Origin of the sequence: Sphingobium sp. AS12, from assembly GCF_019097845.1 — a bacterium.
Taxonomy (GTDB): Bacteria; Pseudomonadota; Alphaproteobacteria; order Sphingomonadales; family Sphingomonadaceae; genus Sphingobium.
In genome coordinates, this window is sequence record NZ_JAHRGM010000001.1 from 583,524 (window position 1) to 608,973 (window position 25,450).

21 protein-coding genes are annotated in these 25,450 nt (G+C 64.4%); 12 read left to right on the top strand and 9 right to left on the bottom strand.

Translation table 11 applies throughout. From position 1 onward, the window contains the following. Position 1 precedes the first annotated feature (1 nt). Genes nuoL through KRZ98_RS02985 form a run of 7 tightly spaced genes read left to right on the top strand, consistent with a single transcriptional unit; the run spans position 2 to position 8,444 of the window. A complete protein-coding gene (nuoL, locus tag KRZ98_RS02955) occupies positions 2-2,038 on the top strand; it encodes an NADH-quinone oxidoreductase subunit L (RefSeq protein ID WP_217672155.1) in 2,037 nt (678 codons plus the stop codon). Then, entirely contained in the window at positions 2,038-3,603 is a 1,566-nt protein-coding gene (locus KRZ98_RS02960) for an NADH-quinone oxidoreductase subunit M (RefSeq protein ID WP_217672156.1), read from the top strand. The genes nuoL and KRZ98_RS02960 overlap by 1 nt, the downstream gene beginning before the upstream one ends. Further along, positions 3,603-5,039: an NADH-quinone oxidoreductase subunit NuoN gene (gene nuoN, locus KRZ98_RS02965; RefSeq protein WP_217672157.1), complete on the top strand. Its 1,437-nt coding sequence runs from the start codon at positions 3,603-3,605 to the stop codon at positions 5,037-5,039. Before KRZ98_RS02960 ends, nuoN begins: the two co-directional genes overlap by 1 nt. Further along, positions 5,036-5,740, top strand: a complete 705-nt coding sequence (locus KRZ98_RS02970) for a biotin--[acetyl-CoA-carboxylase] ligase (protein ID WP_217672414.1) — start codon at positions 5,036-5,038, stop codon at positions 5,738-5,740. The genes nuoN and KRZ98_RS02970 overlap by 4 nt, the downstream gene beginning before the upstream one ends. Before the next feature lie 14 nt (positions 5,741-5,754). Continuing rightward, on the top strand, positions 5,755-6,534 hold the full coding sequence (locus KRZ98_RS02975) for a type III pantothenate kinase (protein ID WP_217672158.1): 780 nt from the start codon (positions 5,755-5,757) through the stop codon (positions 6,532-6,534). Continuing rightward, positions 6,534-8,171 (top strand): ribonuclease J, encoded by a 1,638-nt coding sequence (locus tag KRZ98_RS02980; protein WP_217672159.1) that lies wholly within the window; start codon positions 6,534-6,536, stop codon positions 8,169-8,171. Before KRZ98_RS02975 ends, KRZ98_RS02980 begins: the two co-directional genes overlap by 1 nt. A 9-nt stretch (positions 8,172-8,180) precedes the next feature. Next, the gene (locus KRZ98_RS02985) at positions 8,181-8,444 is read left to right on the top strand and encodes a DUF1467 family protein (RefSeq protein ID WP_217672160.1); all 264 of its coding nucleotides are present in this window, start codon (positions 8,181-8,183) and stop codon (positions 8,442-8,444) included. 109 nt (positions 8,445-8,553) lie between these two features. On the opposite strand, the gene KRZ98_RS02990 is transcribed toward KRZ98_RS02985, so the two are convergent. Then, positions 8,554-11,226 carry a hypothetical protein gene (locus KRZ98_RS02990; RefSeq protein WP_217672161.1) on the bottom strand — a complete coding sequence of 891 codons (2,673 nt, stop codon included), beginning with the start codon at positions 11,224-11,226 and terminating at the stop codon, positions 8,554-8,556. 81 nt (positions 11,227-11,307) lie between these two features. On the opposite strand from KRZ98_RS02990, the gene KRZ98_RS02995 reads away from it, so the two are divergent. The 4 genes from KRZ98_RS02995 to KRZ98_RS03010 all read left to right on the top strand — a co-directional run bounded on the left by KRZ98_RS02995 (position 11,308) and on the right by KRZ98_RS03010 (position 15,404). Beyond that, a complete protein-coding gene (locus KRZ98_RS02995; protein ID WP_017184587.1) occupies positions 11,308-11,610 on the top strand; it encodes a hypothetical protein in 303 nt (100 codons plus the stop codon). A gap of 90 nt (positions 11,611-11,700) precedes the next feature. After that, positions 11,701-12,882, top strand: coding sequence for a hypothetical protein (locus tag KRZ98_RS03000; protein ID WP_217672162.1), 1,182 nt, complete (start codon positions 11,701-11,703; stop codon positions 12,880-12,882). Positions 12,883-12,939: 57 nt separating this feature from the next. Beyond that, positions 12,940-14,028 (top strand): DUF2336 domain-containing protein, encoded by a 1,089-nt coding sequence (locus KRZ98_RS03005; protein ID WP_217672163.1) that lies wholly within the window; start codon positions 12,940-12,942, stop codon positions 14,026-14,028. Continuing rightward, positions 14,025-15,404 (top strand): HAMP domain-containing sensor histidine kinase, encoded by a 1,380-nt coding sequence (locus tag KRZ98_RS03010; protein ID WP_217672164.1) that lies wholly within the window; start codon positions 14,025-14,027, stop codon positions 15,402-15,404. Before KRZ98_RS03005 ends, KRZ98_RS03010 begins: the two co-directional genes overlap by 4 nt. A 64-nt stretch (positions 15,405-15,468) precedes the next feature. Here the strand turns inward: KRZ98_RS03010 and KRZ98_RS03015 are convergent, their stop codons facing one another. Next, positions 15,469-16,755 carry a citrate synthase gene (locus KRZ98_RS03015; RefSeq protein ID WP_217672165.1) on the bottom strand — a complete coding sequence of 429 codons (1,287 nt, stop codon included), beginning with the start codon at positions 16,753-16,755 and terminating at the stop codon, positions 15,469-15,471. A 20-nt stretch (positions 16,756-16,775) separates the two neighbouring features. Continuing rightward, positions 16,776-18,197: a glutamate--tRNA ligase gene (gene gltX, locus KRZ98_RS03020; protein WP_217672415.1), complete on the bottom strand. Its 1,422-nt coding sequence runs from the start codon at positions 18,195-18,197 to the stop codon at positions 16,776-16,778. A 70-nt stretch (positions 18,198-18,267) separates the two neighbouring features. Here gltX and KRZ98_RS03025 point away from each other — a divergent pair, with 70 nt between their 5' ends. Then, a complete protein-coding gene (locus KRZ98_RS03025; protein WP_254798037.1) occupies positions 18,268-20,403 on the top strand; it encodes a ComEC/Rec2 family competence protein in 2,136 nt (711 codons plus the stop codon). On the opposite strand, the gene lexA is transcribed toward KRZ98_RS03025, so the two are convergent. The 6 genes from lexA to KRZ98_RS03055 all read right to left on the bottom strand — a co-directional run bounded on the left by lexA (position 20,394) and on the right by KRZ98_RS03055 (position 25,373). Next, positions 20,394-21,065, bottom strand: coding sequence for a transcriptional repressor LexA (lexA, locus tag KRZ98_RS03030; RefSeq protein ID WP_217672167.1), 672 nt, complete (start codon positions 21,063-21,065; stop codon positions 20,394-20,396). The two genes, KRZ98_RS03025 and lexA, sit on opposite strands and share 10 nt — an antisense overlap. 122 nt (positions 21,066-21,187) lie before the next feature. Further along, on the bottom strand, positions 21,188-22,372 hold the full coding sequence (locus KRZ98_RS03035; RefSeq protein ID WP_217672168.1) for a molybdopterin molybdotransferase MoeA: 1,185 nt from the start codon (positions 22,370-22,372) through the stop codon (positions 21,188-21,190). Next, positions 22,369-22,839 (bottom strand): cyclic pyranopterin monophosphate synthase MoaC, encoded by a 471-nt coding sequence (gene moaC / locus KRZ98_RS03040; protein ID WP_217672169.1) that lies wholly within the window; start codon positions 22,837-22,839, stop codon positions 22,369-22,371. The genes KRZ98_RS03035 and moaC overlap by 4 nt, the downstream gene beginning before the upstream one ends. After that, positions 22,836-23,627 (bottom strand): indole-3-glycerol phosphate synthase TrpC, encoded by a 792-nt coding sequence (gene trpC / locus KRZ98_RS03045; protein ID WP_217672170.1) that lies wholly within the window; start codon positions 23,625-23,627, stop codon positions 22,836-22,838. Before trpC ends, moaC begins: the two co-directional genes overlap by 4 nt. Beyond that, positions 23,624-24,616 (bottom strand): anthranilate phosphoribosyltransferase, encoded by a 993-nt coding sequence (gene trpD / locus KRZ98_RS03050; RefSeq protein ID WP_217672171.1) that lies wholly within the window; start codon positions 24,614-24,616, stop codon positions 23,624-23,626. Before trpD ends, trpC begins: the two co-directional genes overlap by 4 nt. 166 nt (positions 24,617-24,782) lie before the next feature. After that, a complete protein-coding gene (locus KRZ98_RS03055; RefSeq protein WP_217672172.1) occupies positions 24,783-25,373 on the bottom strand; it encodes an aminodeoxychorismate/anthranilate synthase component II in 591 nt (196 codons plus the stop codon). Positions 25,374-25,450: the final 77 nt, after the last annotated feature.

Genomic DNA, 25,450 nt, shown 5'->3' on the forward strand with positions numbered 1-25,450 from the left:
CATGATCCAGCTTATCGTTCTTCTTCCGCTGCTGGCCGCTGCCATTGCGGGCCTTGGCAACAAGGCGCTGGGCAAGCTGCCCGCCAAGATCCTCACCACCGGCGCGCTGTTCATTTCCTGCGCGCTGAGCTGGCCGATCTTCATCAGCTTCCTGACGGGCAGCGCGGAAGCGCATGTCACGCCGCTGTTTACCTGGATCCAGTCGGGCAGCTTCGACGCGCAATGGGCGCTGCGGGTCGATGCGATGACGGCGGTCATGCTGGTGGTCATCACCAGCGTGTCCAGCCTCGTCCACCTCTATAGCTGGGGCTATATGGATGAGGAGCCAGATCAGCCGCGCTTCTTCGCCTATCTCTCGCTCTTCACCTTTGCGATGCTGATGCTCGTGACCGCGAACAATCTGCTCCAGATGTTCTTCGGTTGGGAAGGGGTGGGCCTTGCCTCTTACCTGCTCATCGGTTTCTGGTTCCGCAAGCCATCGGCCAATGCCGCTGCGATCAAGGCGTTCGTTGTCAATCGCGTGGGCGACCTTGGCTTCATGATGGGGATTTTCGGCACCTATCTGGTGTTCAATACCATCTCCATCCCCGAAATATTGGAAATGGCCCCGTCGATGACGGGATCGACCATTGGATTCCTGGGCCATCGCTTCGATACGATGACGGTGCTGTGTTTGCTGCTGTTCGTGGGTGCCATGGGCAAGTCGGCGCAGCTTGGCCTCCACACCTGGTTGCCGGACGCGATGGAAGGGCCGACGCCTGTGTCGGCGCTGATCCACGCCGCGACCATGGTCACGGCGGGCGTGTTCATGGTGTGCCGCCTGTCGCCGATGTTCGAAACGTCGGCAACGGCGCTGACCGTGGTGACCTATGTCGGCGCTGCGACCTGCCTGTTCGCGGCGACCGTTGGCACGGTGCAGACCGACATCAAGCGCGTCATCGCTTATTCAACCTGCTCGCAGCTGGGCTATATGTTCTTCGCCGCGGGGGTCGGCGCCTATGGCGCGGCGATGTTCCACCTGTTCACCCACGCCTTTTTCAAGGCTTTGCTGTTCCTGGGGGCCGGTTCGGTCATCCATGCGATGCACCATGAGCAGGATATGCGCTGTTATGGCGCGCTGCGGAAAGAAATCCCGATCACCTTCTGGACGATGACGCTGGGGACGCTGGCCATCACGGGCGTTGGCCTGCCGCTGGTCGGCGTCGGCTTTGCGGGCTTCTATTCCAAGGACGGTATCCTCGAAGCGGCCTATGCCGCTGGCGGGGCGGGGACCGGCGCGTTTCTGGTCGGTATCTTTGCCGCTTTGCTCACCAGCTTCTATTCGTGGCGGCTGGTGTTCCTGACCTTCTTCGGCAAAGCTCGCTGGGCCGCGTCGGAGCATATCCAGCACGCGCTGCATGATGCGCATGGTCATGATGATCATCATGACGATCATGCGCATGACGACCATCATCACGCGCCCGTCACCGGGACCGGCGGTTATCATCCGCATGAAAGCCCGTGGGTCATGCTGGTGCCGCTGATCGTGCTGAGCCTTGGCGCGGTGTTTGCCGGTTTCCTGTTCCACGACCAGTTTATCGGTGCCGAAGGCGGTATCGAATTCTGGAAGGGCGCATTGTCATTCGACAGCCATTTGATGCACGCCGCGCATGAAGTGCCAACATGGGTCAAGTTCGCGCCGTTCACGGTGATGCTGACCGGGCTGCTGATCGCCTGGCTCGCCTATATCAAGAATACCGACTGGCCGCAGCGCTTCGTCGCGACCTTCACTGGTCTATACACGTTCCTGCTCAACAAATGGTATTTTGACGAGCTGTATAACGTGCTGTTCGTCAAGCCAGCCTTCGCCATCGGCCGCTTCTTCTGGAAGTTCGGTGACGTCGGTTTCATCGACCGGTTCGGACCCAATGGTCTGGCGGCTTTGGTCGTGCAGGGCAATAAAGTGACCCGTCGGCTCCAGTCCGGCTACCTCTACACCTACGCGCTGGTGATGCTGATTGGCCTCGCCGCTGCCGCAACCTGGGCGATGACACGATAATGGACGGCTTCCCCATCCTTTCCCTGATGATGGCAGTGCCGATGGCGGGGGCCATCGCCTGTCTGTTCGTGGGCGCGAACAGCGCGCGCTGGATCGCCCTGATCGCCACTCTGGTCGATTTCGTGCTGGGCATGGCCCTGTGGGCGAATTTCGACCAGTCGGGCGGCGGCGCACAGTGGCAGTTTCAGGAATATGCGCCGATCTTCGGCAAATTCGCCTGGGCGCTGGGTATCGACGGCATCGCGCTGATGCTGATCGCGCTGACCGTGTTCCTGATGCCGATCTGCATCGGCGCGAGCTGGAACGCGATCGAAAAGCGCGTCGGCGAATATATGGCGGCCTTCCTGTTCATGGAGGTGCTGATGATCGGCGTCTTTACGGCGCAGGATCTCTACCTTTTCTACATCATGTTCGAAGCCGGCCTGATCCCGATGTATCTGATCATCGGCATCTGGGGTGGCGCGGACCGTATCTACGCCAGCTATAAATTCTTCCTCTACACATTGTTCGGATCGGTCCTGATGCTGATCGCGATGATGTGGATGGTGCATGAGGCCGGGACGACCGAAATCCCCGTGCTGATGGCCTATAATTTCGATCCCCATGTCCAGACCTGGTTGTTCCTGGCCTTCTTCGCCAGCTTCGCGGTCAAGATGCCGATGTGGCCGGTCCACACATGGTTGCCTGACGCGCACGTTCAGGCACCGACCGCGGGGTCTGTCATCCTGGCGGGCGTGCTGCTGAAGATGGGTGGCTATGGCTTCATCCGCTTCTCCCTGCCGATGTTCCCCGAAGCCTCGGCGCAACTCGCGCCTCTGGTCTGGGGCCTGTCGATGGTCGCGGTGGTCTACACCTCGCTGGTCGCGCTCGTGCAGTCGGACATGAAGAAGCTGATCGCCTATTCGTCGGTCGCGCATATGGCGATCGTCACGGTCGGCCTGTTCGCCTTCAACCAGGCGGGCATCGAAGGCGCGATGATGGTGATGCTGGGCCATGGTCTGGTCGCGGGCGCGCTGTTCCTGTGTGTCGGCGTGATCTATGATCGCCTGCATACCCGCGAGATTGCGCGCTATGGTGGCCTGTCGATCAACATGCCGCGCTATGCCATGCTGTTCCTGTTCTTCACCATGGCGTCGGTCGGCCTGCCCGGCACGTCCAACTTCGTCGGCGAATTTCTGGCGCTGATGGGTATTTATCAGGCATCCACCTGGGTGGCGCTGGTCTGCACCACGGGCATCATCCTGGGCGCGGCCTACATGCTCTACCTCTATCGCCGCATCTGCTATGGTGAGCAGGTCAATGCCGATGCCGCCGCGATGCCCGACCTGTCGGGGCGCGAAATCTGGCTGCTGGCACCGATTGCCGCTGTTGTGCTGTGGATGGGGGTCTATCCCGAAAGCTTCCTCAAGCCGATGCGCCCGGATATTCTCGCTCTCGAAGCCCGCCTCGCGCCTGCCGCTCCGGCGGGAGACTCCAAGATCAAGATGGGTGCGCCCAAGCCTGCGGGTGAAGCGCATGAAGAAGCCCATCACGAAGAAGCCCCTGCGCACGGGGAGGCGCACTGATGATCGACTCCGCTTCCCTTCTGGCCGTTCTGCCGGAACTCATATTGACGGCTGGTGGCCTGATCCTGATGTTAGTGGCTGCTTTTGGCGGCGACGGCACCGTACGGCTGGTCAATACGCTGTCGGTGCTGACACTGATCGTCGCGGGCGTGGCTTTGTCCTGCTCGCTGGCGCACGGCCCTGACGCATTCGACGGTCTGGTTCGCGCCGATGCCTTCTCCGTCTATGCCAAGGCGTTGATCTACGCGGCGGCTGCGGCAGCGATCCTGCTCGCACCACGCTTCTTTTCGACCGACAGCGCGCTGCGGCCCGAATATCCGATCCTGATCCTGTTCGCCGCCATCGGCATGGGCATGATGGTGTCGGCGGGCGACATGCTGACGCTCTATGTCGGCTTAGAAATGAACAGCCTCGCCTCCTATGTTCTCGCCAGCTTCATGCGGCAGGACGGGCGTTCGTCCGAAGCCGGCCTTAAATATTTCGTGCTGGGATCGCTGGCCAGCGGCATCCTGCTTTACGGCATCTCGCTGCTTTACGGCTTCACCGGCAGCACCGCCTTTGACGGCATCGCCGTCGCGCTGGGCGATGGCGTGGGCAAGGGCGAATTGTTCGGGCTGGTGTTCGTGCTGGCGGGCCTTGCCTTCAAGATCAGCGCCGTGCCGTTTCATATGTGGACGCCCGACGTCTATGAAGGCGCGCCGACGCCGGTCACCACCTTCTTCGCCAGTGCGCCCAAGGTTGCGGCGATGGGCCTGACGGTTCGCGTCGCTATCGAGGCGCTGGGTCCTGCGGGGCTGGACTGGCAGCAGATCGTGATCTTCGTTGCGCTTGCCTCCATCCTGTTCGGCGCGGTCGCGGCGATCGGCCAGACCAATATCAAGCGGCTGATGGCCTATTCGTCGATCAACAATGTCGGCTTCGCGCTGATCGGCCTTGCCGCAGGCACGCCTGCCGGTGTCGCCGCAACGATGAGCTATATGGCGATCTATGTCGTCATGACGATTGGTGCCTTCGCCTGTATTCTCCAGATGCGCGATGCGGATGGCAAGCCGGTCGAGACGATCGCCAGCCTGGCGGGCCTGTCGCAATCTCGTAAAGGTCTGGCCGCAGGGTTCGCGGTATTCATGTTCTCGATGGCTGGTATTCCGCCGCTCTTTGGCTTCTGGGCCAAGTTCCTGGTGTTCGATGCTGCCGTTGCGTCCGGCCTGACCGCGCTGGCGGCGTTCGGCATCGCGGCGTCGGTGATTGGCGCTTTCTATTATCTCAAGATCATCAAGACGATCTATTTCGACGAGCCGACCGGCGCCTATGAGGCGAAGGGCGGGGCAGTGGAAAATGTCATCCTGACTGCTTGCGCCGTCGTCATCGTGCTGGGCTATCTGCTCAATCCTGTGCTGGATCAGGCGAGCGCCGCCGCTGCGGCGTCCCTGTTCTGACCATTCGCTTCGTTGCCGAGACCGGGTCCACCAATGCCGACATGCTGGCATTGGCGGAGCAGGGCGCGCCCGATGGCAGCTGGCTACGCGCCGGGCGTCAGACGGGCGGCAAGGGGCGGATGGGCCGCAGTTGGGAAAGCCCGGTTGGCAATCTCCATTGTTCTACGTTGATCCGGCTGCGGGCCGGTGATCCCCTGCCGCACACGCTGGCGCTGGTCGCCGCCAATGCGGTTCATGCGCTGGTCGCGCCGCTTTGCAAGGGGCAGGCGCAGATCAAATGGCCCAACGACGTTCTGCTCGATGGCGCGAAGATTGCGGGCATCCTGCTGGAGCGCGCGGGCGATGCGATCGTTGTCGGTATCGGCATCAATGTCGCCGATCATCCCCGCAATCTCGACCGTCCGGTAACCAGCCTGCTAGCGCAGGGCGCCACCGATGCGCAGGCGGGGGCGCTGCTGGAACGGCTGGCGCAGCTTTTTGCGCATTGGCTTTCGATCTGGCGGGCTCAGGGGCTGGACCCGGTGCGGACCCACTGGCTGCTCAACGCCCACCCGACCGGGGCGCCGATGCGGGTGGCGCAACCCGATGGCGAGACAGTTGACGGCCTGTTCGATACGCTCGATCGGCAGGGCATGTTGATCCTGCGCTTGGCGAACGGGCAGAGCCGTGCCATTCACGCCGGTGACATATTTCTCACCTGAACCAAGGACCGGCCATGCTTCTCGCGATCGACGCGGGCAACACCAATGTGGTTTTCGCGCTGCTCGAAGGGCGGACCATCCGCGCGCGCTGGCGGATTGCGACTGATCCGCGCCGCACGGCGGACGAATATGCGGTGTGGCTCAACCAGTTGCTGATGCTGGAAGGCTATAAGATCGCCGACGTTGGTGCAGTCATCATCGCGACCGTGGTGCCGCGCGCGTTGCACAATCTGCAGGTGCTGGCCGAAAAATATTTCGGGACGACGGCGTTGATCGCCGGGCAGGCACCGGTCGACTGGGGCATAGAACTGGACGTGGCGGAGCCAGGATCGGTGGGGGCTGACCGGGTTGTAAACGCCATCGCCGCGCACCATCTTTATGCAGGCGACCTGATCGTCATCGATTTCGGCACCGCGACGACGTTTGACGTGGTGGATTATAGCGGTGCTTATAAGGGCGGGATCATCGCGCCGGGCATCAACCTGTCGCTCGATGCGCTGGTTGCGGCGGCGGCGAAACTCCCCAAGATCGCCATCGCCCCGCCGGAAAATCGATCGGTCATTGGCCGGACGACCGAAGCGCAGATGCACATCGGCGTCTTTTGGGGCTATGTAGCCATGATGGAGGGGCTGGTCGCCCGGATGAGGGCCGAAATTGGCCGCCCGACTAGAGTGATTTCGACGGGGGGCCTAGCGGTCCTCTTCAATGATAACAGCGATATTTTCGATGCGATCGCGCCGGACCTGACGGTTCAGGGCCTCGCGCTGATGCACGAACGGAGTTTACAAGCGTAATGAAACCCAAGGATGAGCTGCTCTTCCTGGCCCTAGGCGGGTCGGGCGAGATTGGCATGAACGTCAATTTATACGGTTGCCAGGGCAAATGGGTGATGGTCGATCTCGGCATGACCTTTGGCGATCCCAATTATCCGGGCATCGAACTGGTTCTGCCGGACCTGAGCTTTATCGAGGAACGGCGCAAGGATCTGCTCGGCATCGTGCTGACCCACGGGCATGAGGATCATATCGGCGCGATCCCCTATCTGGCCGCGGACCTTGGCGTGCCGCTTTACGCCACGCCCTTTACCGCGGGCCTCATCCGCCTGAAGCTGGAGGAGGAGGGGCTGACCAAGGAGGTCAAGCTCCACGTCATTCCTAACGAGGGCAGCTTTGAGCTTGGCCCGTTCGGTTTCCGCTACATGCCGCTGGCCCACTCGATCCCTGAGGGCAATGCGCTGGTGATCGACACACCGCATGGCCGCATTTTCCATACCGGTGACTGGAAGCTCGACGATCAGCCATTGCTCGGCGTGCCATCGACCCCGGCGGAACTGACCGCAGTGGGCGATCAGGGCGTGCTGGCACTGGTGTGCGACAGCACCAATGTGTTCAATGACAAGGCCAGCGGGTCCGAAGGCGATGTCCGCGAAGGGCTGATGCAAACGATCGAAGGGGCCACGGGTCGGGTGCTGGTCACCACCTTTGCGTCCAATGCCGCGCGCGTCCAGACGCTCGGCGAAGTGGCAGCGGCGATGGGGCGCAAGGTGTGCGTCGCGGGCCGTTCGCTCGACCGCATCATCGGCATGGCCAAGGCTAGCGGCTATCTCAAGGGCTTCCCGCCGACGGTCGACTGGGACGAGGCGATGAAGCTACCCCGTGACGAGGTGATGATCATCGCCACCGGCGGGCAAGGGGAGGCGCGCGCCGCGCTGGCGCGCATCGCCTTCGACAGCCATCCGATCAAACTGACCGAGGGCGATCTCGTCGTCTTTTCGTCCAAGCAGATTCCCGGCAATGAAATCGCCATCGGCCGCATCCAGAATGCGCTGGCGGCGAAGAATGTCGTGATGGTCACGGATCGGCAGGCCGAGGTCCATGTGTCCGGCCATCCGGGGCGTCCTGAACTGGAAGCCATGTATCGCTGGATCCGGCCGGAAATATTGCTGCCGGTCCATGGCGAACGGCGGCATATGGCCGAACAGGCGCGGCTGGGGCTGGCGACTGGCATCCCGAACGCTGTGGTGCAGTCCAATGGCGATTTGCTGCGATTGGCACCGGGCAAGCCGACGATCATCGGGCGTCAGGAAGTCGGGCGGCTGGTGCTGGATGGCGACGTCATCCTGCCTGCCGAGGGGGCGACGATGAACGAGCGGCGCAAGCTCGGGCTGCATGGCCAGATCAGCGTTGCCGTGGCGCTCGATGCCAAGGGACGGCTGCTTGGCCGACCGACGCTGCGGACGCAGGGCGTTCCGGTGGAAGAGGATAAGGCGGACTTCCTGGCCGAAGCGGCCGACGATGCGGCTGATGTGATTGCCAAGGGATCGCATGAGGAAGAGGCAGTGCGCGAACGGATCCGCCTGGCCGTGCGCCGCGCCGCGACGCGCTGGACGGGGAAAAAACCGATTGTGGACGTCCTGCTCATTCGGGCGTAAATCGCCGCCATGAACCTCTACGCCATATTCGCCATCTATGTGCTGTTCTGGGTGATCAGCGCTTTCATCATCCTGCCTTTCGGCATCCGCACGCCCGACGAAACGGGCGAGCGGATGGTGAAGGGGCAGGCGGACAGCGCACCCAGCAATTTTCGGCCGGGCGTGGTGGCGCTTCGGGCGACGCTGCTGTCAGCTTTGCTGTTCGGCCTCTATTACGCCAATTATGTGCAGGGGTGGATCACGCTGGATATGCTGCCGGGTTATTCGCGCTAATTCACCGCTACCCATTTGTTTAGAGCGAAGTCGAGAAACCTGCTCTTGGCTTCTAGACTTCGCTGGAAGCGAACGGGATTGGGCTTGTCGCTCCCTAACGCACGCAGCCTTACTGGCGCAGCCGCTCGATCGCCTGCGCCAGCGCGACATAGAGTTTGCCCATGTCGGACGAGAGGATGGCGACGCCCAACGCGTTGCCGTCGCGCGCCGACAGGATGATCCGCAGCATGCCTTCGAAATCATGGATATAGCGGTTCACATGATCGCGGAATTCCGGGTCATTGTCGTAGTGGAGCGCAATTTCGCGCGATTCCCCGGCATCCAGCAGCCTGACCGCGCGGCGGGTGAACACGCCGCGATCGCCCTTCAGATAGGCCGACCAGCTTGAATCGGTGACGTCGTTGGACAGTATCTTGGCGACGTCGATAGCCGTGCTGTTGAGCGATTCGATCAGCAGCGCGGAGCGGCGGGCGAAATGGTCGCGGTCGCGATTTTCGGACGCGCGTTCGGCTTCCTCGATCCGCTGCTCGACGTTGGCGCTGGTGTCGGCGATGGTCAGCAACTGGCGGGTCAGTCGCTCGGAAGCCTGATGCGCGGCCTTGACTGCGTCCTCGGCAACCCGCGCGACCTGTTCGATCTGCGCCGTCACCTTGTCACCGATGGCGGTCTGCATCGCCTGTTCGCTTGCGTCGGCCAATGCCTGCGCGGCTTCGGGAATGGCGCGACCCAGCGCCTGGCGCGCGCGTTCGGCGGCCTGATCGGCCGTGTCCTTGACGCGCAGCAGGGCGGTGACGAGCAATGGCCCGGCCCCCTCGGTGATGCGGGTCGCGTCCTGATGCGCGCCGTCCAGCGCCACGCGCAGCCGTTCGACCAGATTGCGATTGGCCTCCAGCCCACCCTGCGTGCTTTCCAGCCATTCGGTCAGGCGACTGCCCTGACCGCGCAGCATCGATTCGGCCTCTTCCGCCCGACCGACCAGCGCCTGCGAAATCGCCTCCAGCCGCTCCATTTCCGGTGTCGTGTTGCCCAGCAGGGCGCGGCTCTGTTCCAGCCGGGCGTCGAAACGCTCCAGTGCGGCGGGATAGGTCTCGTCCAGTTCGCGCACGCTCGAATCGAGCGCGACGAGCAGCGTTTCAGCGCAGCTGATCAGCTTTTCGGCTGTCAGCCCACCATTGGCCAGCGCGCCGTCGATCCGCTGCGTTTCGCTGGTCAGGCGGGCAAGCGCTTCGGTCAGCCGTTCGCTGCGGGCAAGGGCCACTTCTTCGAGCGTTGCGAAGCGGGTCTGCGTTGTGGTGATCGTTTCGTCCAGCCCGGCCTGGATACCGGCCATCAGGCTATGCTGCCCCGCCATGACGTCATTGATCTGGTGCAGCCGGTTTTCGACATCGCCGATCGTGTTCGCCAGACCCGTGACTGTCTCGCTGCCGATGGCGTCAAGGCTGTCACGCGACCGGGCAACCAGCGATTCGAGCGCGGCGGACTGGGCCGACAGATTGCCGTCGGTCAGCGCCAGCGTTTCCTGCGCGCGGGCCAGCGCGGCGTCGAGCCGTTCGCGCAAGTCGGCTTCGATGGCATCCATGTCCCGCGTCAGCGTCGACAGCGTGGTCTCGCTGACATTGCCGATTCCCGCCTGCGCCGCAGCGACGAGCGCTTCGAGATGTTCGGCACGGCGAGACAGCCCTTCGTCGGTCGTCGCCATGGTGGCGCGTACGCTGCGCAAAGCGTTGTCGAGACGGCCGGTCAAATCTGCCTGCGCCGTGTCGAGATCATGGATCAACGCCGTGCGCACGCTTTCGCTGGTGCTGGCGATGCCGGTTCCGGCGGTTTCGACCAGCGTTGCCAGGGCCGCTGCCTGCAATTCGATATCCTGACGGGTGCGATCCATCGCCTGTCGCGCGCTTTGGGCGGTGGCGTCGATCCGTCCGGCGGCGATCTCCGCCATGCCGGTCACTTCTTCATTGGCGGCGCGGGTGGATTCCTGCAACTGGGTAAGCTGGCTCGACAGGCTCTTGGTCGCAGACAAAGTGCGGGCGCGGGCGTCGTCGGACAATTCGGCCAGCGCATGAAGCCGCGCTTCGAGCGTGTCGATCCGTTCGGCCAGCGCATGGCCATTGTCCATGATCTGCGCGGCCATGCGACCGGTGCGGTCCTCCAGTTCGGGGATCGACGCAATCAGCGAGTCCATCTTGGCAAGGAGCGCCGTGCTGGCCCGTTCGGCCGATTCGGCGCGGTCGGCGGTCGCTTGCGACCGGCTGGCGATCAGTTCGGCGGACGCTTCCATATTGCTACTGGCCGCTGCGCCATAGCTGTCGAGCAATTCGGCCTGATCCTGCATCGACTGGCGGGCGGTTTCCAACTGGGTCGCGATCCGGCCAAGGCGCAGTTCGAGCAGATCGGCTTCCGTCCGCAGGGCGCGGGCGGTGTCGAGATAGCGGCGCGATTCGGTGCGGCTGTTCCGCATCAGCAGCAGGTAAGCGAGGCCAAGCAGGATGAGCGGCACAACCAGAGTGGCGATGGCATTGGCCCAGAATAAGGGACCACCGGCCAGATCGCCCGACGCCGCCATCGCCCAGCCGGCAAAGCCGACCCAGCCGACGCCAAGCAAGGTCAATCCGACGCGCACGCGCCTGACCCAGGCATCGCCTGCGCCATCATCCGAATCATCTTCGTCGATGTTGAGAGCCGCCTGTTTCAAAAGCAAAATATCATCCGCCTGCGATTCATCGCCGGTCGTGCGTGGTTCGTCGCGCCAAAACTCGACGATTGTGCTGCCCCCTGTCATGGCCAGCATCCTAGCAGCTTTTCCGCCCGCGCAAATGCCCTGTTACCAAAACTTAACGCAAGCCAGATAGCGTCTGTCTCTATGTCCTATGATCCTGGCGCCCTCCATGCAGCTTTATCCGCAGCCGTCGGCGACGACAGCGCCCTGATTGCGGACTTGCGCGTCGCCTTCATGGAAAGCGCGGAGCGGCAGATAGACTTGCTGGGGCGGGCGCGATGCGACGCTAATTGGGAACTGGCGGCGTGGCGGCTGAAAGGGCTGGCGGCAAGTTTCGGGCTGACCGCGCTGATGGCGCTGGCCGACGAAGCGGCGGAAGCGGCACCGGGCGATCCGCGAGTGCTGCGCCGTTTGCGCGCGGCGCTGGCGGGGCTGCAACAGACCTGAATCGCGGGCCTGGCACGGCTGCGCTTGCGCGAAGCCCTAAGCCTTGCGACAAGACCCGCTGCACAACAATCGGGTCGATACCATAACGATATGAGTTTCGCGGCTATTCTCAGCGCCAGCCGAGCTTCGGGCGATTCGTCCGGGGGCCAGTCCACCGGGGGTCAGCGCGCGAGTCTGTATTTTGCCGGACAGACCCTGGTGGAATATCAGGCGCGGCAGGCGGCGCAGGCGGGCGCGGATCGCATCATGATCTTGGTGAGCGTCATTACGCCCGCTTTGTCGCAGGCCGTCGACCGGCTGAGCGCCGACGGGATCGCGGTCGCGCTGGTGCGGGACATGGTGTCGATGGTGCGGGATGCGCCTCGCGACGCCGACGTGCTGCTGGTCGCCGACGGGGCGATCGTGTCGCAAGCGCATTTCGAAGCGATGGGCAGCGCGGAGGGCAATGCGTTGCTGGTCACGGATGACAGCCGCGCCAGCACTCCGTTCGAGCGGATCGATGCAGGACAGCGCTGGGCAGGGCTGGCGCGGATCAGCCCGACATTATTGTTCGGCACGCTCGACATGATCGGCGACTGGGATTTGTCGCTGACGCTGGTGCGCGCGGCGGTGCAGAAAGGCGCGCGCCGCGTCACCGTGTCACAGGATGATCTGCTCGAAGGGCGGGTTGCGCTGATCGAAACCCAGCAGCAGGCCGATCTGGTGGCGCAGGCGGTGACGGCGGCGGGCGCTTCATCGGCGCGGGCGCGCGGGGGCGTTGAACATTATCTTCTCTCGCCCCTCGCCCGGATGATCAGTCCGGCGCTGATGCGGATGCAGGTGCCCGCTATGCAGGTGCGGATCGCCGCCATCGCGCTGGGAGCGATCGCGCTGGTGCCGGTCGAACTGCTGTGGACACTCACCGGATTTGCCCTGTTGCTGGGCGCGTTGTTGCTGACGGAAATTGCCGATCGGCTGGACGAACTGGCGCTGCGACCGCCACCCATGGGCTTGCTGGCGTTCGTGACGCCGTTGCTGGCGCTGATCGGCATCGTGCTGGCGGGCAGCAGCACATTGGCCGCTGATCTGGCTCTGCTGCTGGGCATCATGCTGGTGGCGGATCGCTGGCGGCGGACCGGCAATGCCCGGCCATGGATGATCGTAACCCCTGGAACCGTCCTGTTGCTGTTGATCGTCGCCGGGCTGGTCGGGATGCTGGCGCAGGGCATCAGAGTCGCGATGCTGGCGCTGATCGCATCAGCCGGGGCGATCATATTGCGCCCGCGCGAATGAGCATATTTCGCCGCCAGGGTTTAGTGCATTTTAAGGACGTCGGGCTATGGTCCCGGTATGAACGCCTATTCGTCCCTTACCGGTGCGGCCATGGCGGACAGCTGGCCGATGGCGCAAGTCATGGCGGGCATGTCCGCCGTGCCGGTTGGCCATGCCATCGATCTGGCTTTCTTCTTCCCGGTCGAGGAACGGGCGCGCCATGATGCGCTGATCGCGGAAACGCGGCGGCATCTGGGCGGATGCCTCAATGCAATCGAGATGGCGCTGCGGCTGTCGCTCGACCATGCGCCTGATGTCGCGCACATATTGTCGCGTTCGCCAGAACCGCTGTGCTGGCCGACCGTTCGGGCGCAACCGACGCTGATCGGACCGGCGCTGCTGGCGCATATGCAGATGCGTGCCGGGGTCAGCCTGATGCTGCGGCAGTTCGGCCAGCCCGACATCGAGCGTATGGATGATAGCGATGGCGGCGCGTTGGCGCTGGGCGATGACCCGCTGGTCAGCGACGCGCTGTCCGCGCTGGCGCTGGCGGAGGGACGCTGGATCGCCACGGGAGGTGAGGATCGGCCGATGCGGCCGGACCTGCCAGCTGAATATTTTGCCGAACTGGTGTGGACGGCAGCCGCCTGTCTGGCGGCGGTGGTCCAGCGGAGCGCGCCTGATCTGGGCGACGCCGTGCTGGCGGCGTTCGAGCGGTCGGGCTGGGCCTTGCTCGCCGATCATGATGAAAGCGTCAGTCCGATTGCCGAGGCCGACCGGCTGGTGCGACGGATGGGCGAGCTGGCTGATTCGCCGGAACTCATGGGTGTCGTGCTGGGACAGCGGCGCTTCCTGCTATTTGCGGCGCTGGCGGCGCGGCGGCTGCGCATCGCGACGGTGCAGGCGACAGATATATTGGTGATGGGACCGCTGGCGCAGGTGGCGATGCTGTGCCGGGCACTGGGCGGATCGGACGCTGATTATCGCCATTTGCTGCTGGCTTTGCGTCCCGTGCGCCCGGCCCTGTCCGACGCTGCGATCGTGGCGGAGGCTGAGCGCTATCCGGGGCTGACAGACATGCAGGCCGATGCGGCTGTCAGCGCGCTGCGCACGCCGCCCGCCTTCCGCTCCCGGCTCGATCATCTGCGTCGGTTGACGGGCGCGTGAACATGCCGTCGCATCCTGCGATCATCCGGGCCTCTATCTCCACCGACGGCCTGTTGCTGAGCGCGGACCTGCGCCTGTTGACACTCCAGCGCGAGGCGGGGGGCGATCTGGGCGCGCCGGTCGCGGTGCCGCAACTGGCCGCGATCGCGCGGCTTTCGGCCCGGCTGGGCATCACCGTATCGCGGCCGATCATCGCCGCAACCGAGCATGGTGACATCGATATGTGGGTGCGGGCGCGGCCCGATGGCGATGGCGTGACCCTCTCGATCATCGACTGGCATGAGCGGCCTGCGGTCGCGCTACCGGCCGATACCGCTCGGCGCGAGGCGGATATTGCCGCGCTGGCCGATGGCTGGAGCTGGCAGATCGACATGCAGTTGCGGTTCCAGATGGTGCTGGCCGGCAGCGACTCTCATGGCGCGCTGCCGACTGATCCGCCGGTGCCGGGCAGCCGTTTTTCCGGCTATTTCCAGCTTTTGCCGGACGAGGATGGCGACATGGCGATGCTGCGCGCCTTTGCGCAAAGGCGTGCCTTTCGCGATCAGACGGCAGTGCTGGTCAGCGATCCGGCGCGGTCGTTTCGCCTGTCGGGCTTTCCCATGTTCGATCTGGCCGGACAACTGACCGGCTATCGCGGCACCGCCTTTCCGCTGGAGCAGACGGTCGTTGCGCCGATGGCGCAGGAAGCAGCGGTCGCGCTCTATCCCGGCGAGTTTGGCAAGCGGCTCGACCGTTCGCTGCGCCAGCCGCTGGGGCGGATCATCGCCAACGCCGATACGATCAGCGCGCAGCTGGAAGGGCCGCTGCGTCCCGATTATGCCGATTATGCGACGGACATCGCGGCGGCAGGACGGCATCTGATGGCGCTGGTCGATGATCTGGCAGATTTGCAGGCGATCGACCGGCCCGATTTCAGCGTGATCGCCGAAGATGTCGATCTTACCGATCTCGCCCGTCGTGCCGCAGGATTGCTGACGGTCAAGGCGCTCGACCGGCAGATTCGCATAGTTGCACCGGACCCGGACGCCAGCACGCCCGCCGCCGGCGAGTTTCGTCGGGTGCTGCAAATATTGGTGAACCTGATCGGCAATGCGGTGCGCTATTCGCCCGAAGGCAGCGAGGTGCGGATCGTCACCGAAAGCGATCATGGCCAGGCCCGGATCATGGTGATCGACCAGGGGCAGGGGGTTGCGGTCGCGGATCGCGAGCGGATTTTCGAGAAGTTCGAGCGGCTGGGCCGCGACGATACCGGGGGCAGTGGCCTGGGCCTCTATATCTCCCGTCGTCTTGCCCGCGCGATGGGGGGCGATATTCGCATTGGCGGCGCACCGGGCGAGGGCGCGCGTTTCATACTGTCATTGCCAACGGGCCTATGATCCCATGAAAAACGGCGCCCCTTGATGGGAGCGCCGTTCTGCATTTTCGGTGTGGTCGGGCGTGTTAGCGCTTGTCGACCGGCACATAGTCGCGCTGTGTCGGCCCTGTGTAGAGCTGGCGCGGGCGACCGATTTTCTGCGCTGGGTCCGAAATCATTTCGTTCCACTGCGCGACCCAGCCCACGGTGCGGGCAAGGGCGAAGAGAACGGTGAACATTTCGGTCGGGAAGCCGATGGCCGACAGGATAACGCCCGAATAGAAGTCGACGTTGGGGAAGAGCTTCTTTTCGATGAAATAGGGATCGCTGAGCGCAATCTTTTCCAGTTCACGCGCGACATCGAACACAGGGTCGGTCACGCCCATCGTCTTGAGCACGTCCTCGGCGGTCTTTTGCATGACGGTCGCGCGGGGATCGTAATTCTTATAGACGCGATGGCCAAAGCCCATCAGGCGGAACGGATCGTCCTTATTCTTAGCGCGGGCGATATATTCGGGAATACGATCGACCGTGCCGATTTCGCGCAGCATGTTGAGCGCGGCTTCGTTCGCGCCGCCATGGGCCGGACCCCACAGGCAGGCGATGCCCGCCGCGATGCACGCGAAGGGATTGGCCCCCGACGAACCGGCCAGACGCACGGTCGATGTCGACGCATTTTGTTCATGGTCGGCATGGAGGATGAAGATCTTGTCCATGGCGTCCACGATCACCGGATCGGGGACATATTCCTCTGCCGGGACCGAGAAGGTCATACGCAGGAAATTGGCGGTGTAGGACAGGTCGTTGCGCGGATAGACGAAGGGCTGGCCCACCGAATATTTATACGCCATCGCCGCGATCGTCGGCATCTTGGCGATCAGGCGGTGGCTGGCGATCCTGCGCTGCACCGGATCGTTGATGTCGGTCGAGTCATGATAGAAGGCTGACAGCGCGCCAACGACACCGCACATGATCGCCATGGGATGCGCGTCACGACGGAAGCCGCGATAGAAGGTCGTGAGTTGTTCATTGACCATCGTATGGCGGGTGATCGTGCGGGTGAATTCGTCCAGTTCCTGGCTCGACGGCAGTTCGCCGTTCAGCAGCAGGTAGCTGACTTCCATGAAGCTCGATTGTTCTGCCAGCTGGCCGATCGGATAGCCGCGATGCAGCAGCACGCCTTCGTCGCCGTCGATATAGGTCAGGCCGGATTCGCAGCTGGCCGTCGAGGTAAAACCCGGATCATAGGTGAACATGCCGGTATTGGCGTACAGCTTGCGCACATCGATGACCTGCGGACCGACCGAACCGTCCATGACGGCATAGTCCTTGGTCTCTCCCCCGACGGTCAAAGTGGCTTTGTTATCCGACATATTGTTCTCCTTGTATGCCATCAGCCAACCGATGCGTGCCCAACATCGGTCAACCGTTCCAAGCTCCCCTCTTTCCCCAGCAGGAAGAGGACATCAAAAATACCCGGCGAGACGGTGCGCCCGGTGAGCGCCGCCCGGAGCGGCTGCGCCACCTTGCCCAGCCCCAGGCCAGCATCCTCTGCCACGCGGCGAATTGTGTCCTCGATCGCCTCGACCGTCCATATTTGAACTGGTCGCAGAGCGTCGGCTGTCTTGCCCAGCAGCGCGCGCGCCGAGTCGTCTAGCAGAGCCAATGCCTTTTCGTCAAAATCCAGCGGGCAATTTTTGAACAGAAATTCGGCGCCCTCGGCAATTTCGTTAAGCGTTTTGGCACGCGGCTTGAGCGATGGCATGGCGGCCGTCAGCAAGGTGAGGCCATTTTCGGGCAGAGCGCGGTCGAGACGTGCCGCGACGCGCGGTGCGACCAGCGCGGCGAGGTGTGCGTCATCCGCTTCGCGTAGATAATGGCCGTTGAGATTTTCCAGCTTCTTGATGTCGAAACGCGAAGGCGATCGGCCGACGCCGCTGATATCGAACAGCTCGATGGCGCGGGCGATGGGAATAATCTCCTCATCACCATGGCCCCAGCCCAGCCGCAACAGATAGTTCAGCACCGCTTCGGGCAGCATCCCCATATCGTCGCGATAAGCATCGACCCCCAGAGCGCCATGGCGCTTGGACAATTTCGCGCCATCCGATCCGTGGATCAGCGGGATATGGGCATAGACCGGCTCTTCCCACTCCATCGCCCTTATGATGCATAGCTGGCGGAAGGCATTGTTGAGATGATCGTCGCCGCGAATGACATGGGTGACGCCCATATCATTATCGTCGACCACAACCGCCAGCATATAGGTGGGCGTGCCGTCCGAGCGCAGCAGGATCATGTCGTCCAGCTCGGCATTCTGCACGACGACGCGGCCCTGGACTGCATCCTCGATCACCGTTTCGCCTTCGCGCGGGGCTTTCAGGCGGATGACGAAGGGCGCGCCTTCGGGCGCTTCGTCGGGCGAGCGGTCGCGCCAGCGGCCATCATAACGCATCGGCTGTTTGGCGGCGCGCTGCTGTTCGCGCAGTTCGGCCAGTTCTTCCGGGGTCGCGTAACATTTATAGGCATGGCCGTTCGCCAGCATCGCATTGGCGACTTCGGCATGACGGGGCGTCCGGGCGAACTGGAACACCGCCGGTTCATCGCCGCCCAGACCCAGCCAGTCCAGCCCGTCGAAAATCGCGGCGACCGCTTCATCGGTCGAACGGGCGCGGTCGGTATCCTCGATCCGTAGCAGGAATTTGCCGCCATGATGCCGGGCGAACAGCCAGTTGAACAGGGCGGTGCGGGCGCCGCCGATATGCAGGAACCCGGTCGGCGATGGCGCGAAACGGGTCACCACCGGCTTGCTCATTCCCGTTGCACTTGCCGTCATATTCGCTGACATTCGTCCTGCCTGTTCCATGAATGCGTCGCCCCCTAGCATGGCTTTTGAGCCACGACAAACCTCCCTTTGGCGGGGGGCTGCGGCGTGGCCGCGCGGCGCGTTTGCCAGGGTGGAAAGCTGGCTGGAGGTGGAGCGCGAGCAGGTGCCATTATGGGCGCCGATCGGGCTGGGGATCGGCATCACCGCCTGGTTCCTGTTGCCCGACCGGATGGGGTGGCTGGCCTTTTGTTGCGGTGCGCTGGCGCTGGCCTGCGCGGGGGTGTTGTTGCCCGATGGCGCACGGTTGCGGCGGATGATCGTGGCGGGCGGTATGCTGGCCTGCATCGGTTGCGCGCTGATCTGGGGGAAGGCGGTGCTGCTGGGGCAGCCGCCGCTGGCGCGGGCGGTCTTTACCGAGGTGACGGGCGAGGTGATGGCGGTTCGGCCGGTTCCTGCGCAAAAGATGGTGCGGGCGATGCTGCGTCCGGTGGATGCGCCGGGCCTGCCGGGCGTGATCCGGGTCAACATAGCCGATGCGGACGTTCCGGCGGGATTGGGCGAGGGGGCGGTGATCCGTTTTCGCGCCCGACTGATGCCGCCCGCGCCGCCCAGCGTGCCGGGTGGCTATGATTTTGCCGCGCGCGCCTATTTTCAGGGGATTGGCGCCACCGGCAAGGCGCTGCCTCCGGTGGAGGTTGTGCGCCCATCGACTGCGCCGCCACCGCTGCGGGCGCGCCTGTTCGCGCATATTCGCGAGCAGGTCGATGGTCCGGCGCAGGGCGTTGCGGTCGCGCTGGCGACGGGGGATCAGGGCGCGATTGCAGAGGCGGACGCGGAGGCGATGCGGCGCAGTGGGTTGGCGCATCTGCTGTCGATCAGCGGGCTGCATGTGACGGCGCTGATCGGCGCGGTGATTTTCCTGCTGATGCGGGTGATGGCGCTCAGTCAGCGGGCGGCGCTGGACTGGCCGCTGATGCTGATCGCGGCGGCGGGCGGCGCGCTGGCGGGGATTGGCTATACGCTGCTGACCGGGGCGGAGGTGCCGACGCTGCGTTCCTGTATTGCCGCGCTGCTGGTGCTGGGCGGGCTGGCGCTGGGGCGCGACGCGATCACGCTGCGGCTGGTGGCGGTGGGCGCGCTGATCGTGCTGGCCTTTTGGCCCGAAGCGGTGACGGGGCCAAGTTTCCAGATGAGCTTTGCCGCGGTCACCGCGCTGGTTGCGCTGGCGGAGCATCCGCGTTTTCGTGCCTTTGCTGCCGCGCGGGACGAGGATATGGCGCGCAAGGCGGGGCGGGTGCTGGGCGCGACGCTGATGACCGGCATTGCCGTTGAACTGGTGCTGATGCCGATCGCGCTGTTCCATTTTCATAAAGCGGGGATGCTGGGGGCGTTTGCCAATCTGGTTGCAATCCCGCTGACCACCTTTGTCGTGATGCCGTTGGAGGCACTGGCGTTGCTGTTCGATCTTGTGGGTCTGGGCGCGCCTCTCTGGTGGATGACGGCACAGGCGCTGAACCTGCTGTTGTGGATCGCCCATGGCGTGGCGGCCAGTCCGATGGCGACGATGCTGACGCCGGCGGTGCCATCCTGGCTGTTCGCACTGATGATCGGCGGGCTGCTCTGGTGCCTGTTGTGGCGCAGCGGGTGGCGTTGGCTGGGACTGGGGCCGGTGGCGATCGGTGTGGTGGGCGTGTTGTTGCTGTCACCGCCCGACATTTTGGTGACCGGCGATGGCCGTCATGTTGCGGTGCGGACGGCAGGCGGCGGGATGGCGCTATTGCGCGCGGGGGCGGGGGATTATGTGCGCGATACGCTGGCGGAAAGTGCGGGCTATGACGGTCCGTTGGACGCGATGGCGGACCTGCCGCAGGCGCGCTGTTCGAAGGATTTATGTGCCGTCGGGATGCAAGTGGGCGGGCGGCGCTGGCATGTGCTGACGACTCGCAGCGACATGCTGGTCGAACGGGCCTTGTTCAGCCGGGAATGTGCCGCCGCCGATATTGTGATTGCCGATCGCGGGCTTCCCTATTGGTGCCGTCCGCGCTGGCTAAAAATCGACCGACGGCTCCTGGCGCGAACCGGCGGCATTGCCATCGACCTGGAGGATGCGCGCATCAGCACGGTGCGGGCGGCTGGCGACGCCCATCCCTGGATCGTCACGCCGCGCCGCCACCCTCGTCGTCCTCAATTATAGCGACGCAGCAGTCCTGCCAGCTTGCCCTGAATCCGCACCTGCCGCGAATCATAGAGTTGCGGTTCATAGGCGCTGTTGGCGGGATCGAGCCGGACGCGCTGCCCTTCGCGGCGGAAATATTTGAGCGTGGCTTCTGCGTCATCGATCAGGGCTACGACAATCTGGCCTTCGCGGGCGGTGTCGGTGCGCTGGATCAGCGCGAAATCGCCATCGAGAATGCCCGCTTCCATCATCGAATCGCCCGATACTTCCAGCGCATAATGGTCGCCTGCGCCGAGCAAGGCGGCGGGGACGGACAGCATATTCTGCCCCTCCATCGCCTCGATCGGGACGCCAGCGGCGATGCGGCCGTGCAGCGGGATTTCGATCACGTCATTGGCGGCAACCGGCAGGCTGGGGGCCAGTTGCGGCTTGGCCGGGGCAATCGGTGCCGGCGCGCGATGCATGGCGTCGGGGAGCTTCAGCACCTCCAGCGCGCGGGCGCGGTTGGGCAGGCGGCGGATGAAGCCGCGTTCCTCCAGCGCGTTGATCAGCCGGTGGATCCCGGACTTGGATCGCAGGTCGAGCGCATCCTTCATCTCCTCGAAAGAAGGGGACACACCGCCTTCCTCCAGCCGGGTCTGAATGAAACTCAGCAATTCCTGCTGCTTGAGGGTCAACATGCCTGCGGTCCTCCATGGAACGTATAAGGAACACATAGGAAACGGAAGGGGGCGAGTCAAGCGAGCAACGCGCGGTCGTCTTGTCGCCAATCCACCGCTTAACCGGCGGCACTAAGGAGCCTTCAGTCCATCAGTGGCAGGATGCTGACCATGTCGCCCATGGCCGCCGAAGGTGAGTCGGCGGGCCGCAGGATCAGGCAGTCGGCCATCGCCATGGCGGCGGTGGCGGCGCTGTCCTGCGACGTGACGGAGACGATGCCAGCCTCTCCCCGATAGGCGCGCAGATAATCGTCACGATCGCCGGTGGCGGGCAGCGGCGCGGCAAGGCGCGCCTGCGTCATGCGCGGCAGGGGCGCCGTCGATCCGGCGCGATGGCGCACCAGCGGCAGCAGGAACAGGGTCGCTGTGACGAAGGCCGATACCGGATTGCCGGGCAGGCCCAGAAATACGGCGTCTCCCAAGGTTCCGGCCATGAGCGGCTTGCCGGGCCGCATCTTGATCTTCCAGAAATCGAGCGTGCCGCCTGCCTGCGCAAAGGCAGGGCGGACCATGTCATGATCGCCGACCGATGCGCCGCCGGTGGAGACGATGATGTCCGCCGATGCCGCCCGCGTCAGCGCCGCCGTCATCGCGTCGAGATCGTCGGAGACGATGCCCAGGTCGATGACGTCGCAGGGCAGGGCCGCCAACATCGCCGCCAGCATTGCTGCATTGGAGGAGGGCAGGCTGCCCGCCGGGGTCGGCGCGCCGGGCGGCACGAGTTCATTGCCGGTCGAGATCAGCGCGACTTTAGGACGCCGCCCCACGGGAAGCGCGCCATGGCCACCCAGCACGGCCAGCGCGATGCGCGCCGGGGTGAGGGTGGTTCCGGCGGCCAGCAACCGATCCTTCAGGGCGAAGTCCGATGCGGTTGGGCGGACATTGCGGCCGACTGGCAACGGGTCGTCGCTGGCCGTCAGTCGATCGCCATCGCGGGTGGCATTTTCCTGGATCAGGATCGTGTCGGCTCCGGCGGGCAATGGAGCGCCGGTAAAGATGCGGTACGCCTCTCCGGGTGCTAGCGGGGCAGGGACACAGCCGCCCGCTGCGCTTTCGCCGGTGACCCGCCATGGTCCGGGCCACTCGGTGGCGCGCACGGCATAGCCGTCCATCGCGGACAGATCGGCCCAGGGCTGGTTGCGTATTGCCAGCACATCGCTCGCCAGCCAGCGCCCGGTGCAGGCAGCAATGGGCGCTTCCTCCACAGCCAGTGGCGAGGCAAGCGCAAACAGGCGTGCCTGCGCTTCGGCGACGGGCAGCAGGCTCATGCCGCGCGCCAGTCGCCCGACTTGCCGCCGCTCTTGGCGATCAGGCGGACATTGCCGATGATCATGCCCCTATCGATCGCCTTGGCCATGTCGTAGATGGTGAGCAGCGCGACCGACGCTGCGGTCAGCGCTTCCATCTCCACCCCGGTCTGACCAGCGGTGCGGGCGGTGGCGGTGACGGTGACGCCGACCTCGTCCAGATCAAAGTCGATGTTGACGGCGCTCAGTGCGATCGGGTGGCAGAGCGGGATCAGGTCGGCGGTGCGCTTGGCGGCCATGATGCCCGCGACCCGCGCAACCGCCAGCACATCGCCCTTCTTGACCAGCCCCTGCTCGATCGCGGCGGCGGCGTCCGCAATCATTTCGATCCGGCCACTGGCAATCGCTTCGCGCGCGGTCACCGCCTTGGCCGACACATCGACCATGCGGGCCGCGCCGTCCGCGTCGAGATGGGTGAGACCCGTCACGCGCCAGTCAGCAGGTTGAGCGTCGCCGCCTCGACATCGGCCTGCCGCATCAGCGTTTCGCCGACCAGGAAGCAGCGCACGCCATGATCGGCCATGGCGGTCAGGTCGGCATGGCTGGTGAGGCCGCTTTCGGCGACGAACGTGTAACCCGCCGGTGCCTTGCCCACCAGTTCATAGGTGCGGGCGAAATCGACGCTGAAGTCGCGCAGGTCGCGGTTGTTCACGCCGATCAGGCGGGAGCGCAATTTGAGCGCGCGCTCCATTTCCGCCTCGTCATGCACCTCGATCAGCGCATCCATGCCAAGGCCAAGCGCTGCGTCCTCAATCTCCGCCATCTGCCCGTCGTCCAGTGCGGCGACGATGATCAGGATGGCGTCGGCACCCAGCGAGCGGCTTTCGAGGATCTGCCAGGGATCGACGATGAAATCTTTGCGCAGCACGGGGATGGCGCAGGCTGAGCGGGCGGCCATCAGATAATCGTCATGCCCCTGAAAATAGGGTTCGTCGGTCAGCACCGACAGGCAGGCCGCGCCGCCCGCCGCATAGGCCTGGGCATGGGCGGGCGGATCGAAATCGGCGCGGATCAGGCCTTTGGACGGGCTGGCCTTCTTGATCTCTGCAATCAGGCCGAAGCCGGAGCGGGCGGCATCGTCCAGCGCCTTTCGAAAGCCGCGCGGGGGCGTCTGTTCGCTGGCGCGTGCGTGAAGCGACGACAGCGATGTCGCGGCCTTGCGCCGGGCGACATCCTCCCGCTTGAAATCGCAAATTTCGATCAGCTTGTTGGTCATTGATAGGCAATCCAGCAATTGAGCAGGGCGTTGGCAAGGCCACGGTCGATCGTCTCGGCCGCTTCCTCCACGCCTTCCTGAAGATCGGCCACCGCGTCGGCCACGACAAGGGCAGCGGCGGCGTTCAGTAGCACCGCGTCGCGATAGGCACCCGGTTCGCCTTGCAGCAGCGCGCGCAGGGCAGCGGCATTATGGGCCGCGTCACCGCCGCGGATGGCGTCAACCGGGTGGGTGGCAAGGCCCAGGTCAGTGGCGGACAGGCGGCGCATTGCAACGACGCTATGGCCAGCGACTTCCGCGATGTCGTTGCCGCCCGCCAGCGACAATTCGTCCAGTCCTTCGTCGCCCGATACGATCATCGCCCGGTCGACGCCGAGTTCAGCGAGCGCCTGTGCGTAGATAGGCACATAGGCGGGACGGGCGATGCCGACGAGCTGGCGGCGCACCCCGGCGGGATTGGCCAGCGGTCCCATTAGGTTGAAGATGGTGCGTTCGCCAATGGCCTTGCGGATCGGGCCGAGTCGCTTGAGCGCGGGATGGTAATTTTGCGCGAACAGGAAACAGATGCCGATCTCGGCCAGCGTCTTTTCAGCGCTGGCGGCTGCGCGGTCGAGGTTGAGGCCGAGCGCTTCGAGCGTGTCGGCGGCGCCTGCCTTGGACGACGCGGCGCGGTTGCCATGTTTGGCGACGGGGACGCCAGCAGCGGCGACGACCAGCGATACGGCGGTCGAGACGTTGAGGGTATGGTGCCCGTCGCCCCCGGTGCCGCACACGTCGATCGCGCCCGCGGGGGCGGTGACCGGGATCATCCGGGCGCGCATGGCGCGGGCGGCAGCCGCAATCTCGATCGCGGTTTCGCCCCGCCGGGCCATGGTGACGAGAAAGGCGGCGATGTCCGCTTCGGGCAGGTCGGCGTCGAACAGCAGGTCGAAGGCGCGGGCGGCGGCCTGCGCATCGAGGGGTTGGGAAGGATCGGGCAGGCTGGTCATGGCGATCGGCCTTAATAGCGGCTGGCCGGATGAGTCGAGAGGATGTTGTGCCTTATCCCGCAGATTTCATATTATAGTGACCAGTGCTCCCGCGAAGGCGGGAGTCCAGTCCATAGGTCGGCACTAGGCTCCCGCCTTCGCGGGAGCACGTCAAATCTGCTGGCGGTCAGGCCGCCTCGCGCGCCTTCACCTTCATGCCCGCAATCTTCATGAAATTGGCCAGCATGTCATGGCCATGTTCGGTGGCGATGCTTTCTGGGTGGAACTGGACCGAATGGATAGGCAGGGTCGCGTGGCGGAAGCCCATGACCGATCCATCCTCGCTGGTTGCGTTGACGACCAGACTGTCCGGAATATCTTCCACGATCAGCGAGTGATAGCGGGTCGCGGTGAAGGGGGAGGGCAGGCCTGCGAACAGGCCTGTGCCGTCATGGGTGACGGGCGATGTCTTGCCGTGCATCAGGCCGCCGCGCACCACCTTGCCGCCGAAATGCTGGCCGATCGCCTGATGGCCAAGGCATACGCCCAGCAAGGGCGCGCCCGCGTCGGCGCAGGCGGCGACGAGATCGAGGCTAACGCCCGCTTCATTGGGGGTGCAGGGACCGGGCGAGAGCAGAAACGCCTTCGCGCCGCTGGATAGCGCCTGTCCCGCCGAAATGGCGTCGTTGCGGACGACCTCCACCTTGGCACCCAGTTCCATCAGATAATGGACCAGGTTCCAGGTGAAGCTGTCATAATTGTCGATGACGAGGATCATGGGAACAGGGCTATAGAGGGGCAAGACGGCAAGGGGAAGCGGGCGAGGGCATAAATGTCGCGACGCGCCCATAAGCC